We start from the raw sequence: 16,517 nt of genomic DNA on the forward strand, positions 1-16,517 counted from the left end.
TTTGTACCAGCAGGGTACAAAGGTAAGAGCAGTGCTGCCGACCGCACACCGGCCTCACGCGCGGGCGGTCTACCATCAGCTCATGACCCGTGTACTGCTCGCCGAGGACGACGCGTCCATCTCGGAGCCGCTGGCCCGCGCCCTGCGCCGGGAAGGTTACGAGGTCGAGGTGCGCGAGGACGGCCCCAGCGCGCTCGACGCCGGACTCCAGGGCGGGGTCGATCTCGTCGTGCTGGACCTGGGACTGCCCGGCATGGACGGCCTGGAGGTCGCTCGCCGGCTGCGTGCCGACGGCCACGCCGTGCCGATCCTCATCCTGACCGCGCGCGCCGACGAGGTGGACACCGTCGTCGGGCTCGACGCGGGCGCCGACGACTACGTCACCAAGCCCTTCCGCCTCGCCGAGCTGCTGGCCCGCGTCCGGGCCCTGCTGCGGCGCGGCTCGGCCGAGCCCCAGCAGCCGCCGGCCACCCACGGGGTGCGGATCGACGTCGAGTCGCACCGGGCCTGGATGGGCGAGGAGGAACTCCAGCTCACGGCCAAGGAGTTCGACCTGCTGCGGGTGCTGGTGCGGGACGCCGGCCGCGTGGTCACGAGGGACCAGCTCATGCGGGAGGTGTGGGACACCACGTGGTGGTCCTCCACCAAGACCCTCGACATGCACATCTCGTGGCTGCGGAAGAAGCTGGGCGATGACGCGGCCAATCCCCGGTACATCGCCACGGTGCGCGGTGTGGGTTTCCGGTTCGAGAAGAGCTGAGATTCGCATGCCGGGCGGGGGCTGCCGGGGCTTCGGCGGCCGACCCCGCGTCGTGGCCTTTCGCGCAGTTCCCCGCGCCCCTTCGGGGTGCTGATGCGGGCCGGGGGAGACTGGTGGTCCTTAGTCTTCCCGGAGGGACCCCGTGCGTCGTCGTCTGATTCAGTCCACGCTGGCCGTGGTGCTCGTGGTGATCGCCGTGTTCGGGGTCTCGCTGGTGATCGTGGAGACCCGGACGATCAGCAACAGTGCCCAGGAGCGGGTGGAGTCCGAGGCGGTCCGGCTGGCCAGCATCGTGGACAGCCGCATCCTCGCCGCCGAGAACGTCAACGCCGACGTGCTGCGCAACCCGGTCAGCAAGACCCAGTACGCGGTGATCAGGATGCCCGGCCGGGCCCCGATCGAGATCGGCAGCAAGCCCGAGGGCGATGTCATCCACTCCACGCAGCACGGCGAGGAGGGCGAGACCGTCACCGTGCAGGAGCCCCGCTCCGCCGTGACCCGCGAGGTCGGCCGCACCCTGCTGATCATCGGCCTGGTCGCCCTGCTCGCCGTGATCGCCGCCGTCCTGCTCGCCGTACGCCAGGCCAACCGGCTCGCCTCCCCGCTCACCGACCTCGCCGAGACCGCCGAACGCCTCGGCTCCGGCGACCCCCGCCCCCGGCACAAGCGGTACGGCGTCCCCGAGCTGGACCGGGTCGCCGATGTGCTGGACTCCTCCGCCGAGCGTATCGGCCGCATGCTGACCGCCGAACGGCGCCTCGCCGCCGACGCCTCCCACCAGCTCCGTACGCCGCTGACCGCGCTGTCCATGCGGCTGGAGGAGATCACCCTCACCGACGACCCGGAGACGGTGAAGGACGAGGCCACCATCGCGCTGGCGCAGGTGGAGCGGCTGACCGACGTGGTGGAGCGGCTGCTGACCAACTCGCGCGACCCCCGTACCGGCTCCGCCGTCACCTTCGACCTCGACGAGGTCATCCAGCAGCAGCTCGCCGAGTGGCGTCCCGCCTACCGCAGCGCGGGCCGGGCCATCGTCAGCTCCGGCAAGCGGCACCTGACGGCGGTCGGCACGCCCGGCGCGGTCGCCCAGGTGCTGGCCGCGCTGATCGAGAACTCGCTGATGCACGGCGGCGGCACGGTCGCCCTGCGCACCCGCGTCACCGGCAACCAGGCCGTGATCGAGGTCACCGACGAAGGCCCCGGCGTCCCCGCCGACCTCGGCGCGCGGATCTTCGAGCGGACCATCAGCGGCCGCAACTCCACCGGCATCGGCCTCGCCGTCGCCCGCGACCTCGCCGAGGCCGACGGCGGGCGCCTGGAGCTGCTCCAGACGCATCCGCCGGTCTTCGGCCTGTTCCTGTCCCGCACCGCTCCCACGCAGAAGGAGAAGGGGGAGGAGCCCACGGTCCGCTAGCGGACCCGCTCGGAGCTGTCCGGCTCGTGCCGGGCCACCGGCTCCTTGCCGCCCTCGCCGGGCAGCGCGCGGAACACCCAGGTGCGGTACGACCAGAAGCGGAACAGCGTGGCGACGCCGATGCCGACGAACTTGAAGATGTTGCTCTGCAGCGGGGTGTCCCAGCCGAACCCGTAGGTGGCGAGGTAGAGCACCCCGTTCTCGATGACCAGGCCGATCACGCTGAACACCAGGAACAGCATCAGCTCGCGCGGGCGGCCGCCCCGGTCGCGGTCCCGGTAGGTCCAGTACCGGAAGCCCAGGTAGTTGAAGACGATGGCCACGATGGTGGCGATGATGCTGGCCCGGACCACGGGCAGCTCGGACACGTGCCGGACCAGGTTGAACACACCGAGGTTGACCAGGACCCCGGCTCCTCCGACCGCACCGAACTTGGCCACCTCACGGGCGAGCCGTTGCAGCCCCGAGGAACGACGTTCCATGGCTGTGCAGCTCCCGTCCATAGGTTCTTCTCGGCCTCGCCATGCTATCCACGCGATCCCTCCCATGCCCGCGCGCCGGGCCCCGGCGCGGAAACGGGTCGGCAAGAGGCGGGCAAGGGCCGGGTAAGAGATGCGCGCCGGCCCTCCCGGACGGCGGCCGTCCGTACCGGCCGCCGTGGCCGATACGCTAGGGGGGTGACGTTCCCGGTAGTCGGCATGGTCGGCGGGGGGCAGCTCGCGCGTATGACGCACGAGGCGGGCATCCCGTTGGGCATCAGGTTCAAGCTCCTCAGTGACACTCCCCAGGATTCCGCGGCGCAGGTCGTGAGCGAAGTCGTCATCGGCGACTACCGCGACCTCGACACGCTGCGTGAGTTCGCGCGCGGCTGTGACGTGATCACCTTCGATCACGAGCACGTGCCGACCGAGCACCTCAAGGCCCTGGAGGCGGACGGCATCCCCGTCCGGCCGGGGCCCGACGCGCTCGTGCACGCCCAGGACAAGGGCGTGATGCGCGCGAAGCTCACGGAGATCGGCGTGCCGTGCCCGCGCCACCGCATCGTGCGCGATCCGGCCGACGTGGCCGCGTTCGCCGCCGAGGGCGAGGGTTTCCCCGTCGTCCTGAAGACGGTGCGCGGCGGCTACGACGGCAAGGGGGTGTGGGTGGTCGACTCCGAGGCCGAGGCCGCCGAGCCCTTCCGGGCGGGCGTGCCGGTGCTGGCCGAGGAGAAGGTCGACTACGTCCGCGAGCTGGCGGCCAACGTCGTCCGCTCCCCGCACGGCCAGGCCGTCGCCTACCCGGTGGTGGAGTCCCGGCAGGTCGCCGGGGTCTGCGACACCGTGATCGCGCCCGCGCCGGAGCTGGACGAGTCCCTCGCGCTGCGGGCCGAGGAGATGGCGCTGAACATCGCCAAGGAGCTGGGTGTCGTCGGGCACCTCGCGGTCGAGCTGTTCGAGACCCGCGACGGCCGGGTCCTCGTCAACGAGCTGGCGATGCGGCCGCACAATTCCGGCCACTGGTCGATGGACGGCGCGATCACCTCGCAGTTCGCCAACCACGTCCGCGCGGTCCTCGACCTCCCCCTCGGCGACCCGCGCCCGCGCGCGCCCTGGACGGTCATGGTCAACGTGCTCGGCGGGGACTACCCGAACATGTACTCCGCGTACCTGCACTGCATGGCCCGGGACCCGCAGCTCAAGATCCACATGTATGGCAAGGACGTCAAACCCGGCCGCAAGGTGGGGCACGTCAACACCTACGGCGACGACCTGGACGACGTGCTGGAGCGCGCCCGTCACGCAGCCGGCTACCTGAGAGGCACGATCACCGAATGAGCCCCGTTGTTGGCATCGTCATGGGGTCGGACTCCGACTGGCCCGTCATGGAGGCCGCCGCCAAGGCCCTCGACGAGTTCGAGATCCCCTATGAGGTCGACGTCGTCTCCGCGCACCGGATGCCGCGTGAGATGGTCGCGTACGGGGAGCACGCCGCCGACCGGGGGCTGAAGGCCATCATCGCGGGCGCGGGCGGGGCGGCCCACCTGCCCGGCATGCTCGCCTCGGTGACGCCGCTGCCGGTCATCGGCGTGCCGGTGCCGCTGAAGTACCTCGACGGCATGGACTCGCTGCTCTCCATCGTCCAGATGCCGGCGGGTGTGCCCGTGGCCACCGTCTCCGTCGGCGGCGCCCGCAACGCCGGCCTCCTGGCCGCCCGCATGCTCGCCGCGCACGACGAGGACCTGCTCCAGCGGATGCGCGAGTTCCAGCAGGACCTCAACGACCAGGCCACCGAGAAGGGCAAGCGCCTGCGTGCCAAGGTCGAGGGCGCGGCCGGCTTCGGATTCGGGAAGTGACGCGGGTGACTTCGCTGGACGAGGCCCGCGCGCTGCTGAAGGAGTTCCCCGTCGTCGACGGGCACAACGACCTGCCGTGGGCGCTGCGCGAGCAGGTCGCCTACGACCTGGGCGCGCGGGACATCGCCGGGGACCAAGGCGCGCACCTGCACACCGACCTGCCGCGGCTGCGCGAGGGCGGCGTGGGGGCGCAGTACTGGTCCGTGTACGTGCGTTCCGACCTGCCCGACGCGGTACCGGCCACCCTGGAGCAGATCGACTGTGTGACGCGGCTGATCGAGCGGTACCCGGCCGAGCTGGCGCCCGCGCTGACGGCGGCCGACATGGAGGCGGCCCGTGCCTCCGGGCGGATCGCCTCGCTGATGGGGGCCGAGGGCGGGCACTCCATCGCCAACTCCCTCGGCACGCTGCGCGGGTTGTACGCGCTGGGCGTGCGGTACATGACGCTCACCCACAACGACAACGTGGACTGGGCGGACTCCGCGACCGACGAGCCGAAGGCCGGAGGTCTGACCGCGTTCGGCCGTGAGGTCGTCCGCGAGATGAACCGGCTCGGCATGCTGGTCGACCTCTCCCACGTCGCGGCGACGACGATGCGGGACGCGCTGGACGCCAGCTCGGCGCCGGTGATCTTCTCGCACTCCTCCTCGCGTGCCGTCTGCGACCACCCGCGCAACATCCCGGACGACGTGCTGGAGCGGCTGCCCGCCAACGGCGGCATGGCGATGGTGACCTTCGTACCGAAGTTCGTCCTCCAGGCCGCCGTGGACTGGACGGCCGCCGCCGACGACAACATGCGCGCGCACGGGCTGCACCACCTCGACACCACCGAGGAGGGCATGAAGGTCCACCGGGAGTTCGAGGAGCGCCACCCGCGCCCGGTCGCCACCGTGTCCACGGTCGCGGACCACCTCGACCACATGCGCGAGGTCGCCGGGATCGACCACCTCGGCATCGGCGGCGACTACGACGGCACCGCGTTCACCCCGGACGGCCTGAACGACGTATCCGGCTACCCGAACCTGATCGCGGAGCTGCTGGAGCGCGGCTGGTCCAAGCCGGACCTCGCCAAGCTGACCTGGCAGAACGCGGTCCGGGTCCTGGGCGCGGCGGAGGACGTCGCCCGCGAGGAGCGCGCCACCCGCCCGGCGTCGCACGCGACCATCGAGTCGCTGGACGGCTAGCGGTCGGCGAGGGCGGGGTAGTCGGTGTAGCCGTCCGCCCCGCCCACGTACATCAGGTACCGCTCGCGGAGCGGGTTGAGAGGCGCGCCCTGCCGCAGCCGGGCCACCAGATCCGGGTTGGCGATGTAGGGGCGGCCCAGGGCGACCAGGTCCGCGCCGGCTGCCAGCATCTCCCGTGCCGCGCGGGCCACCGCCTCGGTGGTGAGGTCGGTCAGCACCGGGTTGCCGATCAGGGCGCCGGGCCAGTCGGCGCGCAGCCGTCGGTACAGCTCGTCGCCGGGGTCGGCACGCACCACGTGCAGATAGGCGAGGCCCAGGCCGCGCAGGCGGTGCGCGAGCGCCCGGTACAGGACGGCGGTGTCGTCCTCCTCGATGCCGTTCACCGTGCCGCCCGGCGAGATCCGTACGCCCGTCCGCTCGGCGCCGATCGCGTCCGCCACCGCCTCGGTCACCTCCACGGTGAAGCGCACCCGGTGTTCGGCCGGGCCGCCGTAGGCGTCGGTGCGGCGGTTGGTGTTCTCGGCGAGGAACTGGTGCAGCAGGTGCCCGTTGGCCGAGTGCACCTCCACACCCTCGAATCCGGCGTCGATCGCCCGCCGGGCGGCCGAGGCGAAGTCGGCCACGGTGGCGCGGATGTCGTCGGCCGTCATCGCGCGCGGCACGGGGGCGGGCAGATGCCCCTGCCGCGTGAAGATCGTCTCCGGCAGAGCCACGGCCGAGGGCGCCACGGGGGTCAGCCCCGTCGTCGCCGGGTGACTGACCCGGCCGCCGTGCTGGAGCTGGAGGAACATGCGTCCGCCGGCCGCCCGCACCGCCTCGGTGACCTTGCGCCAGCCGTCGGTGTGCCGGTCGGTGTGCAGCGCGGCGATGTCCGGGTACGTCTGGCCGGCCGCGTTCGGGGTGGCGGCCTCGCCGATGATGAGCCCGGCGGAGGCGCGCTGGGCATAGTAGTCAGCCATGAGCGGGGTCGGGGTGCCGTCCGGCTCCGCGCGGTTGCGGGTGAGCGGAGCCATCAACAGGTGGTGGGGCAGGGCGAGTCGGCCGAGCCGGGCCGGGGCCAGGAAGTCCGTCATGGCCGTACCGTAGAACCTGACACCGGTGTCAGGTTCAAGCCCTGGGGAGGCGTTGATGCGGATCGGTGAACTGGCCCGGCGCACCGGCGTGAGCGAGCGGTCGCTGCGCTATTACGAGAGCCGGGGCCTGCTGGCGGCCGAGCGCACGGCCGGCGGGCACCGGGAGTTCCCGGAGGCCGCCGTCGACCGCGTGGTCCGCATCCAGGAGCTGTACGCGGCCGGCCTGCACAGCGACCGCATCCGCCACCTCCTCCCCTGTATGCGCGACCAGGACGGCGGCCCCTCGGCCCGGGCCACGCCCCGCCTCCTGGCCGACCTCACCGAGGAACGCGCCCGCATGGACCGCCTCATCGCCGACCTCCACCGCGCCAGGGACACGCTGGACGAGGTCATCGAGGCGGCGGGGGGCGAGTGACCCTCCGGGGGCTTCAGCAGGCGCAGAGGCAGAAGGGGTGGCCCGCCGGGTCGGCGTAGACGCGCCAGGTGCGGGTGGGGGCTTCGGTGTCCAGGGGCTTGGCGCCCAGGGTGAGGATCTGTTTCTCCGCCTCGTCCAGGTCGGGGACCGTGAGGTCGAGGTGGAACTGCTGGGAGGCGTCGGGGGAGGGCCAGGCCGGGGGGACGTGGCCCGGGGCGCGCTGGAAGGCGACGGTCTGGCCGGTGGGGGTGCGCAGGTCCACCCAGTCGGCGTCCCCCTCCACGGTGCCGCCCAGGATCTCGGCGTAGAAACCGGCCAGTGCCCGCGGGTCGGGACAGTCCAGGACGACCGCGCCCAGTTCGGCGAGAGCCATGACTTCCTCCTCGGAGTCGAGCCGTTACTCGTAAAGCTCGGTTACCGGTAACGGTTACCCCATGGTCCCGCATGAGGGGTAACGTCGCAAGCATGAGTGAGAGATCGGCCGCACCGGGCAGCCTCGTCCTGGTGGAGTCCCTGGTGAACACCCTGGACCTCGAGAGCGGCCGCGACGCGCTCGACACCGAGGAGGGCCGCGCGGGGCTCGGGATCGGGGACGGCGAGCTGGCCACCGCCCGCGCACTGCGGGAGTCGCTGCGCGCCGCGCTCCTCGCGCACGCCGGGCACCCCCCGCACGCACCGGTCACCCCGCTCGGCGAACTCCTCGCCCACGCACCGCTGTTGGTCACGGTGGACGACACCGACGGCTCCGCCGCCCTCGCCCCCGCCGACACCGGCCCGCTGCTCTCCCGCGTCGCCGCCGCCGTCGCCGGGGCACTGGTCGAGGGCACCTGGCAGCGGCTCAAGGCGTGCGAGGCGCCGACCTGCCACTGGGCGTACTACGACCGCAGCCCCGCGGGCCGGAGCCGCTGGTGCTCGATGCAGGTGTGCGGGGCGCGCGCGAAGATGCGCCGCTACCGTGCCAAGGACAGGTAAGAGCCGGGGGGTTGTCCGGCCGCCGCCCGCCCCGGTGGTGCACAATGCGCACAGACGCCGGTTCGGCCGACTGAGCCTCGGCCGAACCGGCGTCGTACACGAAGAGGGTGGGTCTACGCGGTCGGGCGGCCCATCGCCCGGAACGTCCAGCCCGCCTTGCGCCACGGCACGGGGTCCAGCGCGTTCCGCCCGTCCAGCACGACCCGCGACGCCGCGACCTCGCCCAGCTCCTCCGGGTCCAGCTCGCGGAACTCCCGCCACTCGGTCAGGTGCAGCACCACGTCCGCGCCCTGTACCGCCTCCCGCGCCGACTCCGCGTAGCCCAGCGTCGGGAACAGCCTGCGGGCGTTGTCCATGCCCTTCGGGTCGTACACGGTGACCTGGCCGCCCTGGAGGTGTATCTGGCCGGCCACGTTCAGCGCGGGGGAGTCCCGGACGTCGTCGGAGTCGGGCTTGAAGGTGGCCCCGAGCACCGCGACCCGCTTGCCGAGGAACGAGCCCCCGCCGAGCGCCTCCCGTGCCATCTCCACCATCTCGCCGCGCCGGCGCATGTTGATGGAGTCGATCTCGCGGAGGAAGGTGAGCGCCTGGTCGGCACCCAGCTCACCGGCGCGGGCCATGAAGGCGCGGATGTCCTTGGGCAGGCAGCCGCCGCCGAAGCCGATCCCGGCGCGCAGGAACTTCTTCCCGATCCGGTCGTCGTGCCCGATGGCCTCGGCCAGCTTCACCACGTCGCCGTCGGCGGCCTCGCACACCTCGGCCATCGCGTTGATGAAGGAGATCTTGGTGGCCAGGAAGGAGTTCGCGGCCGTCTTCACCAGCTCGGCGGTCGGGAAGTCGGTCACCACGAACGGCGTGCCCTCGCCCAGCGGGGTCGCGTACACCTCGCGCAGCAGCTTCTCCGCCCGCTCCCCGCGCACGCCGACCACGATCCGGTCCGGGTGCAGGGTGTCCTGGACGGCGAAGCCCTCGCGCAGGAACTCGGGGTTCCAGGCCAGCTCGGCGCCGGCCCCGGCGGGAGCGTGCTCGGCGAGGTAGGCGGCGAGCCGGTCGGCCGAGCCCACCGGCACCGTCGACTTGCCCACCACCAGCGCCGGGCGGCGCAGATGCGGGGCGAGGGAGGCGATCGCGGAGTCCACGTAGCTCATGTCGCACGCGTACTCGCCGTGCTTCTGCGGGGTGTTCACGCAGACGAAGTGGACGTCGCCGAACTCCGCGACCTCGGCGAAGTCGGTGGTGAAGCGGAGCCGGCCGGTCGAGCCCTCGATGCCCGCGACATGCGCGCGCAGCAGCTCGTCCAGACCGGGCTCGTACATCGGGGTCTCGCCCCGCTCCAGCATCGCGATCTTCTCGGGGACCACGTCGAGCCCCAGCACCTCGAAGCCGAGCTCGGCCATGGCCGCGGCGTGCGTGGCGCCGAGATAGCCGGTGCCGATCACGGTGATCTTGAGGCTCATGGGTGCTCCAGCCGGGGTACGTCGATGATGCGGCCCCCGAGCATAGTCGTGCCCCACGGGGTGTCTCGTCCGGGGGAAATCCCGCCGCTGTCGCCAAGCTCACCTATGCGGGCCGGGGGCGGCGCTCTAAACTTTCAGTTACTTAACGGTAATTAGCGTCAGTATCACAGCGTCTTTGGAGCGTGAGAGACCGTGGCCGGATCGGCTGACTTCGACCTGTACCGCCCGTCCGAGGAGCACGACATGCTCCGGGACGCCGTCCGCTCGCTGGTCGAGGCGAAGATCGCGCCGTTCGCCGCCGCGGTGGACGAGGAGGCCCGCTTCCCGCAGGAGGCGCTGGACGCGCTGGTCGCGAACGACCTGCACGCGGTCCACGTCCCCGAGGAGTTCGGCGGCGCCGGCGCCGACGCGCTCGCCACCGTCATCGTGATCGAGGAGGTGGCCCGCGCCTGCGTGTCGTCCTCGCTGATCCCGGCCGTGAACAAGCTCGGCTCCCTCCCGGTGATCCTCTCCGGCTCCACCGAGCTGAAGAAGAAGTACCTGGGCCCGCTGGCCAAGGGCGACGGCATGTTCTCGTACTGCCTCTCCGAGCCGGAGGCGGGCTCGGACGCGGCCGGCATGAAGACCAAGGCCGTGCGCGACGGTGACTTCTGGGTGCTCAACGGCGTCAAGCGCTGGATCACCAACGCGGGCGTCTCCGAGTACTACACGGTGATGGCCGTGACCGACCCCACCAAGCGCTCCAAGGGCATCTCCGCCTTCGTGGTGGAGAAGTCGGACGAGGGTGTCTCCTTCGGCGCCCCGGAGAAGAAGCTCGGCATCAAGGGCTCGCCGACCCGCGAGGTCTACTTCGACAACGTCCGCATCCCCGCCGACCGCATGATCGGCGAGGAGGGCACGGGCTTCGCCACCGCGATGAAGACGCTGGACCACACCCGTATCACCATCGCCGCCCAGGCCCTCGGTGTCGCCCAGGGCGCCCTCGACTACGCCAAGGGCTACGTCCAGGAGCGCAAGCAGTTCGGCAAGCCGATCGCGGACTTCCAGGGCATCCAGTTCATGCTGGCCGACATGGCGATGAAGATCGCCGCCGCCCGCGCCCTGACCTACCAGGCCGCGGCCGCCTCCGAGCGCGTCGACGCCGACCTCACCTTCCAGGGCGCCGCCGCCAAGTGCTTCGCCTCGGACGTGGCGATGGAGGTCACCACCGACGCCGTCCAGCTCCTCGGCGGCTACGGCTACACCCGCGACTACCCGGTCGAGCGCATGATGCGCGACGCCAAGATCACCCAGATCTACGAGGGCACCAACCAGGTCCAGCGCATCGTGATGGCCAGGAACCTGCCGAAGTAGCAGCCGGTACGCCGAAGGCGCCTCCCCGCTCGTGCCGGGAGGCGCCTTCTGCACGTACGGGCTCAGTTGCCGGTGACGGTGACCTTCTCGTCGTTCTTCAGCTCGTCCACCAGCGTCTTCACCTTCGCCTTGTCCCAGACGAGGTTGCCGCCGACGGAGCCGGAGACGGGCATGTTCAGGGATGTGCCGTCGCCGCCGTTGACGCCCTTCATCGCCCAGAACATGGAGGCCAGGTCGAAGAGGCCCATGTCCTTGTCGACGCTGAGGGAGTCCAGGCCGGCGCCCATCGTCGGATAGAACTTGAAGGGGTTCAGCACGGTCGACGGGGTCGCCACCTGGTGGGCCAGCGCCGCGAGGAACTTCTGCTGGTTCTTGGTCCGCTCCAGGTCGGAGGCGGCGAAGGCGTGCCGGGTGCGGACGAAGGCGAGGGCCTGCTCGCCGTTGAGGGTCTGCTCGCCCGCCTGGAAGTCGGCGCCGGAGTACTTGTCCTTGAACGCCTTGTCGATCTTGATGTCGACGCCGCCGACCGCGTCCACGATGTTGGCGAAGCCGGCGAAGCCGATCTCCACGTAGTGGTCGATGCGCAGCCCGGTGTTGTACTCCACGGTCCGGGTCAGCAGGGTCGGGCCGTCCTCGGCGTAGGTCGCGTTCAGCTTCGCGTGCCGGCCGGTGGCGGGGTAGACCTTGCCGGAGGTGGAGCCCTTGTAGGAGGGGACGACCACGTCGGAGTCGCGGGGCAGGGATATCAGGGTGTCGCCGCTGGAGCCGACGTGCAGGATCATCACCGAGTCCGTGCGCTGGCCCTCGGCGGACCCCGTGTGGAGTCTCTTCTTGTCCTCGCTCGACATGCCCTTGCGGCTGTCGGAGCCGACGATCAGGTAGTTGGTGCCCTCGCCCTCCGAAGGCCGGTCGATCACCTGGGACAGGTCGACGTCCCGGTTGAGCTTGGAGTCGGCCCAGAAGTAGGTGGCCACCGAGGTGACGACCAGCACAGCGGCCAGCGTGATCGCGCCCACCTTGATCCGGCGGCCCCAGTTGGGCGCCGGACGGGGTGCGCGGGTGCCGGCCGGGGCGCCGGGGCCGCCCGGGCCGCCACCGCCGTAGACCTGGCCGGTGTTGTAACCGCTGTCGTAGGCGTCATGGCCCTGGCCGTCGACGTACGACGGCTGCCTGGGCACACCGCCGCCGTACTGCGGGGCGGGCGCGCCGGGCGGCGGCGCGGCCGGGCGTCGTACCTGCCGCATCACGCGCGGGCCTTCCGGCTGCGCACCGGCGCTGCCGCGTCCGTAGCGGGGGCCGCGTTCGTCGTCGGACCATCCCTCGGGCCAGTCATTCATGCGCCCCAGTGTGCAGGGTGCCGACTGATGCCTTACAAGGGTTGTCGGAAAATCGGAGCGCCTCTGTTGCGAACCCGACATAAATTCCGCGAAAGCCGCTTCGGCATAAGGTGGGGGACATGACAGACCAGGCGCCCGCCGCTTCTCCGGAGATTCCGGGCAAGCCCACTTCCGCTTCCCGCACCACCCTCAGCCACATCATGACCCACAACGACACCAACCTGCTGGGGACGGTGCACGGTGGTGTGATCATGAAGCTCGTCGACGACGCCGCGGGCGCCGTGGCGGGCCGGCACTCCGGCGGTCCCGCCGTCACCGCGTCCATGGACGAGATGGTCTTCCTGGAGCCGGTCCGCGTCGGCGACCTCGTGCACGTCAAGGCCCAGGTCAACTGGACCGGCCGCACCTCCATGGAGATCGGCGTACGGGTCCTCGCCGAGCGCTGGAACGAGTCCGCGCCGCCCACCCAGGTCGGCTCCGCCTACCTCGTCTTCACCGGCGTCGACGCCGACGGCAAGCCCCGCCAGGTCCCCCCGGTCCTCCCCGAGACCGAACGCGACCGCCGCCGCCACCAGGAAGCCCAGATCCGCCGCACCCACCGCCTCGCCCGCCGCCGAGCCATCCGCGAACTCCGCGAACGCCGGGCGGCGGAGGGCATCACCGACTGAACGCTCGCGCTGGGCGTCGACGGAAGACGCCCCAGCGGGTGCGCGCCGCAGGGAACGGCTCCGACGAGGCGCGGCGACCGCACCTGAACCGGGCCGCCGCCCCCGGCCGGACACGTGCGCCGCGGCCGTCCCCGACCGCCGTCCTGCCAGGGCCCGCGTCCCGTCCGCGCCGGGACCGGGCCGGCAGCAGTGCCGCGCTGCCTTTCCCCGTCCAAGCCGCGCAGCGCTACGCCTCCCCCGAGCACACCACTTCGTCCCCCCTCACCACCGGTGCGTCCGGGGCGGCGATTCGGGGGGCCCTGACCGGGTGGACGGACTTCCAGTCGGCGCCCGCTGTCACGCGGAGGACGGGGCCGAGGCCGGGGGTCGGGCGGAGTTCGCTGCCCGGCAGGGCCGTGGCCAGGGAGCGGGCGGAGCGGTCCCAGCGGGGGTCGTAGGAGATCACCGTGCGTTCGACCGGGTGCGCGGCGGTCACGGGCCGGCGGGTGGTGGCGAAGCCGGTCGCGGCGAGGGCCGCGTCCACCTTGCGGCCGAGCCCCGCCGTGCCGGTGCCGTTCTCCACCCGGACCCGCACGGAGTGGGGGTCGATCTCGACGGTCGTCGCCGCCGGGGCTTTCTGCGCCGGCTGCGCGCCGAGCGGCTTGTCCTCGCGCAGGCTGGCGAAGAGCCGCTCGGACTTGACCGGGTCCCACTTCAGCGTCGACCCGATGCCCTTCACGGCGAACCCCATCTGCCCGATCGGCACGGTGGTGAACTCCGAGGAGGAGGGCGAGAAGTTCCGCATGGCCCGCCCGAGGTCGAGCAGCTCGTCGGTGCCGAAGCCGTTGTCCGCCCGCACCGATCCGAGCACCGCCCGCGTCACGTCCCGGAACCGCATCGGGTTGAACAGCACCCCCGAGGACGTGGCCCGCTCGATCAGCGCCGCCATGAACCGCTGCTGGCGCTGCATCCGCCCCAGATCGCTCGCCCCGTCCACATGCCGGGCGCGGACGTACTGGAGCGCCTGTCCGCCGCCCAGGGTGTGCGGGCCGGGCGCGAGGTCCAGCCCGGTGTACGAGTCCTTCAGCGGGGTCGGGGTGCAGATCTTCACCCCGCCGAGCACGTCCACCGTCTTCATGAAGCTGGCGAAGTCGACCTCCAGATAGTGGTCGACCTTCACATGCGTCATCGCCTCCACCGTGCGCACGGTGAGCTGCGGCCCGCCCTCGGCGTACGCGGCGTTCAGCTTCATCGGGTGCGCGTGGTGCCGCTCCCCGGTGGTCTGGTCGACGTGCTCGGGCACCTCCGTGTACGAGTCGCGCGGCAGGCTCACCACACTGGCCCGCTCCCGGTCCGCCGAGATGTGCACGATCATCACCGTGTCGGTGCAGTGGCAGGGCGCGCCGCCCAGCCGGTACGCGCGCCGCTCCGCCTCGGTGATCTTGTCCCGGCCGTCGGTGCCGACCAGCAGCACGTTCATGCCGTGGCCCGCGCGGGGCCGGTTCTTCATGTCCTTGAAGGCGTCGACGCGGGCGATGCCGGAGTCCAGGCCGGTGACGACCGCGTGGCCGATCCCGGCCGAGGCGAGCACCGCCACCGACAGCGCGGTCACCGCCCGCACCGCCCAGCGCGGCCGCCGCCTGCGGGCGAGCGGACCCCGTCGCACCCTGCCTGCGGGACGCGGCCTGCGCGGCGGCCGGGGAGCGCCCCCCGCACCCCGGACGGAGGGGGAGGGGGGCCGAGGCGGTCTGGGCAAGGGACACCTCCGGGATGCGGCCGTACGTGGGAATGTGATCACCGTAGGTCGATACGATCTCCAGCCCGCGTCGCGGCCGCGGCGGCGCGCAACGGTGTCCCCCGTTCGCGGTAACGGGAGAGCCCCTGGTACGCCAGAGCCCCGAGTACCTGGCGGAGCGCGTCATCGCGCCCCGCCTGTCCGCCTACCAGCGGTACGGCTTGTACACGTCCATGCAGGACTTGTCGTCCGAGCCGTTGATGGCGTCCGTACCCGTGGGCAGGTCGCCGGCCTTCGGGGCGGCCTTCTTCGGGTAGGCGTCGCCGGTGCGCCAGTCCGCGCCGACCACGACGGTCACGCCGGAGACGTCGGTGGAACGTTCCACCTGCTTCACCGGGATGCCCAGCGCCTTGGCCACCGCCTGGGCGTCGCCCTCCAGGTCGGCGCTCGGGTAGCGCACCACCGTCTCGTCGGCGGACGGCGCCGCCGAGGTGTCCGCCTGGGCCCGGCCGTACCCCTTGGCACCCAGGGCGCTCGCCACCGCGCGGGCGCGGCCGGCGACCGGGGCGAGGGTGTCGCTCCGGGTGCCGTTCTGCACCTGCACCCCGAGCCGGTCGACAGCGGCGGAGGGCGCCTTGGCGGGCTCGGCGTCCGCGACCGCCTTCTTGGCCGGCTTGCCGTTCTTGTCGAGGGGGATGTCCTCACGGAGCATCTGCCACAGCTTGTCGGCGCTGCCCTGGGCGGGGAGCACGTGGGAGATGTTCTGCGGGTCCTCGATGTTCGGCATCGTCACCGAGGTGATCCGGTTGGTCGGCACCGCCTTCAGCTCCATGCCGAGGTCGTACAGCTTCTTGACGCTGCTGATCTCGTCGGACACCTTCAGGGACTTGGTGGCCGCCTCGGCGAGGTCCATCAGCCGGCCGCTGTCGGTGAAGACGTTCTGGCCCTTGAGGGTGCGGATCATCGAGTTCAGGTACATGTGCTGGGCGCGGGCGCGCATCACGTCGCTGCCCCAGGCGTGCCGGGTGCGCAGCCACTGGAGGGCCTGCTCGCCCTTGACCTTGTGCGTCCCCGCGGTCATCTTCAGGCCGGAGCCGCCGCGCTGGGCGGCGGTGGAGCGGTCCCAGACGTTCTGGTTGACGCACACGTCGACCCCGCGGATCGCGTCCGCCATCCGCACCACACCGGAGAAGTCGATCGTCATCCAGTGGTCGATGTAGACGCCGGTGAGGTTCTCCCAGGTCGACAGCGTGCAGCCGGCGCCGCCCCGGGCGAGCGTGGTGTTGATGATGTCGTTGGTCGCCGGGTAGACCTTGCCGGTCCTGGCGTCCTTGCACTCGGGGATGTCCACGCGGGTGTCGCGGGGGATGCTCACCATGGCGGCGCTCTTCCGGTCCGCGGAGACGTGGATCAGCATCTGCACGTCACCGAGGGGCGGGTTGCCGCGGTTGTCCTTGCTGCCGCCGAGCTTGACGTTCTCCGCGGAGGCCCGGCTGTCGGAGCCGATCAGCAGGATGTTCAGCGGGGTCTGGCCGTTCGCGTTGGGCCGGGTGCGCTGGGCCCGGGAGTCGTCGCTGCCGCTGCGCGCCCCCTTCTGGATGTTGCCGTTGAGGTGCTCGTAGTACAGGGATCCGGCGCCGGCCGTGCCGAGTATCAGCAGCGCCAGCACGCTCGCCGACCAGCGCAGCGCGCGCCGCCCGCCGCCCGCCCGTCCGCCCCGACGGCGGCCACCCCGCCCCGGACCTCCGTCGCGCGGGCCCCCGGCCCTCGGCGCGCGCTCTCTGGTGTCCTGCGCCACCGAACCCCTCCCCCGAACCCGACTTTGCGACAACTCC

16 protein-coding genes are annotated in these 16,517 nt (G+C 71.8%); 9 read left to right on the top strand and 7 right to left on the bottom strand.

Annotated elements, in window-relative coordinates:
* Positions 1–82: 82 nt before the first annotated feature.
* Entirely contained in the window at positions 83–760 is a 678-nt protein-coding gene (locus ACZ3HQ_RS17930; protein WP_135787585.1) for a response regulator transcription factor, read from the top strand.
* A gap of 142 nt (positions 761–902) precedes the next feature.
* Positions 903–2,174, top strand: a complete 1,272-nt coding sequence (locus ACZ3HQ_RS17935; RefSeq protein ID WP_467511930.1) for an ATP-binding protein — start codon at positions 903–905, stop codon at positions 2,172–2,174.
* On the opposite strand, the gene ACZ3HQ_RS17940 is transcribed toward ACZ3HQ_RS17935, so the two are convergent.
* Entirely contained in the window at positions 2,171–2,656 is a 486-nt protein-coding gene (locus ACZ3HQ_RS17940; protein ID WP_350903954.1) for a GtrA family protein, read from the bottom strand. The two genes, ACZ3HQ_RS17935 and ACZ3HQ_RS17940, sit on opposite strands and share 4 nt — an antisense overlap.
* A gap of 195 nt (positions 2,657–2,851) precedes the next feature.
* On the opposite strand from ACZ3HQ_RS17940, the gene ACZ3HQ_RS17945 reads away from it, so the two are divergent.
* From ACZ3HQ_RS17945 to ACZ3HQ_RS17955, 3 genes are read left to right on the top strand one after another with little or no spacing between them, the layout of a single operon-like run.
* The gene (locus ACZ3HQ_RS17945) at positions 2,852–3,991 is read left to right on the top strand and encodes a 5-(carboxyamino)imidazole ribonucleotide synthase (protein ID WP_467511933.1); all 1,140 of its coding nucleotides are present in this window, start codon (positions 2,852–2,854) and stop codon (positions 3,989–3,991) included.
* Positions 3,988–4,509 carry a 5-(carboxyamino)imidazole ribonucleotide mutase gene (gene purE, locus ACZ3HQ_RS17950; protein ID WP_467511935.1) on the top strand — a complete coding sequence of 174 codons (522 nt, stop codon included), beginning with the start codon at positions 3,988–3,990 and terminating at the stop codon, positions 4,507–4,509. Before ACZ3HQ_RS17945 ends, purE begins: the two co-directional genes overlap by 4 nt.
* A gap of 5 nt (positions 4,510–4,514) precedes the next feature.
* Positions 4,515–5,693 (top strand): dipeptidase, encoded by a 1,179-nt coding sequence (locus tag ACZ3HQ_RS17955; RefSeq protein WP_467512037.1) that lies wholly within the window; start codon positions 4,515–4,517, stop codon positions 5,691–5,693.
* On the opposite strand, the gene ACZ3HQ_RS17960 is transcribed toward ACZ3HQ_RS17955, so the two are convergent.
* Entirely contained in the window at positions 5,690–6,766 is a 1,077-nt protein-coding gene (locus ACZ3HQ_RS17960) for an alkene reductase (protein WP_467511937.1), read from the bottom strand. The genes ACZ3HQ_RS17955 and ACZ3HQ_RS17960 overlap by 4 nt on opposite strands.
* 55 nt (positions 6,767–6,821) lie before the next feature.
* Between ACZ3HQ_RS17960 and ACZ3HQ_RS17965 the strand changes: the two genes are divergently transcribed.
* Positions 6,822–7,181, top strand: coding sequence for a MerR family transcriptional regulator (locus ACZ3HQ_RS17965; protein WP_467511939.1), 360 nt, complete (start codon positions 6,822–6,824; stop codon positions 7,179–7,181).
* Between the two features lie 13 nt (positions 7,182–7,194).
* Here the strand turns inward: ACZ3HQ_RS17965 and ACZ3HQ_RS17970 are convergent, their stop codons facing one another.
* Positions 7,195–7,554: a VOC family protein gene (locus ACZ3HQ_RS17970; RefSeq protein ID WP_467511941.1), complete on the bottom strand. Its 360-nt coding sequence runs from the start codon at positions 7,552–7,554 to the stop codon at positions 7,195–7,197.
* Between the two features lie 92 nt (positions 7,555–7,646).
* Between ACZ3HQ_RS17970 and ACZ3HQ_RS17975 the strand changes: the two genes are divergently transcribed.
* The gene (locus tag ACZ3HQ_RS17975; RefSeq protein ID WP_467511943.1) at positions 7,647–8,153 is read left to right on the top strand and encodes a CGNR zinc finger domain-containing protein; all 507 of its coding nucleotides are present in this window, start codon (positions 7,647–7,649) and stop codon (positions 8,151–8,153) included.
* Between the two features lie 113 nt (positions 8,154–8,266).
* On the opposite strand, the gene ACZ3HQ_RS17980 is transcribed toward ACZ3HQ_RS17975, so the two are convergent.
* The gene (locus ACZ3HQ_RS17980) at positions 8,267–9,610 is read right to left on the bottom strand and encodes a UDP-glucose dehydrogenase family protein (protein WP_467511945.1); all 1,344 of its coding nucleotides are present in this window, start codon (positions 9,608–9,610) and stop codon (positions 8,267–8,269) included.
* Between the two features lie 192 nt (positions 9,611–9,802).
* Here ACZ3HQ_RS17980 and ACZ3HQ_RS17985 point away from each other — a divergent pair, with 192 nt between their 5' ends.
* Positions 9,803–10,963: an acyl-CoA dehydrogenase family protein gene (locus tag ACZ3HQ_RS17985; protein WP_030814394.1), complete on the top strand. Its 1,161-nt coding sequence runs from the start codon at positions 9,803–9,805 to the stop codon at positions 10,961–10,963.
* Positions 10,964–11,025: 62 nt separating this feature from the next.
* Here ACZ3HQ_RS17985 and ACZ3HQ_RS17990 read toward each other — a convergent pair whose 3' ends face one another.
* Entirely contained in the window at positions 11,026–12,300 is a 1,275-nt protein-coding gene (locus ACZ3HQ_RS17990; protein ID WP_467511947.1) for an LCP family protein, read from the bottom strand.
* Positions 12,301–12,419: 119 nt separating this feature from the next.
* On the opposite strand from ACZ3HQ_RS17990, the gene ACZ3HQ_RS17995 reads away from it, so the two are divergent.
* Positions 12,420–12,968, top strand: coding sequence for an acyl-CoA thioesterase (locus ACZ3HQ_RS17995; protein ID WP_030814401.1), 549 nt, complete (start codon positions 12,420–12,422; stop codon positions 12,966–12,968).
* Positions 12,969–13,194: 226 nt separating this feature from the next.
* Here ACZ3HQ_RS17995 and ACZ3HQ_RS18000 read toward each other — a convergent pair whose 3' ends face one another.
* Both ACZ3HQ_RS18000 and ACZ3HQ_RS18005 read right to left on the bottom strand, forming a co-directional pair.
* The gene (locus tag ACZ3HQ_RS18000; protein WP_467511950.1) at positions 13,195–14,703 is read right to left on the bottom strand and encodes an LCP family protein; all 1,509 of its coding nucleotides are present in this window, start codon (positions 14,701–14,703) and stop codon (positions 13,195–13,197) included.
* 184 nt (positions 14,704–14,887) lie between these two features.
* On the bottom strand, positions 14,888–16,513 hold the full coding sequence (locus ACZ3HQ_RS18005; protein ID WP_467511952.1) for an LCP family protein: 1,626 nt from the start codon (positions 16,511–16,513) through the stop codon (positions 14,888–14,890).
* Between the last annotated feature and the right edge of the window lie 4 nt (positions 16,514–16,517).

The organism is Streptomyces sp. NPDC018263 (genome assembly GCF_055562575.1).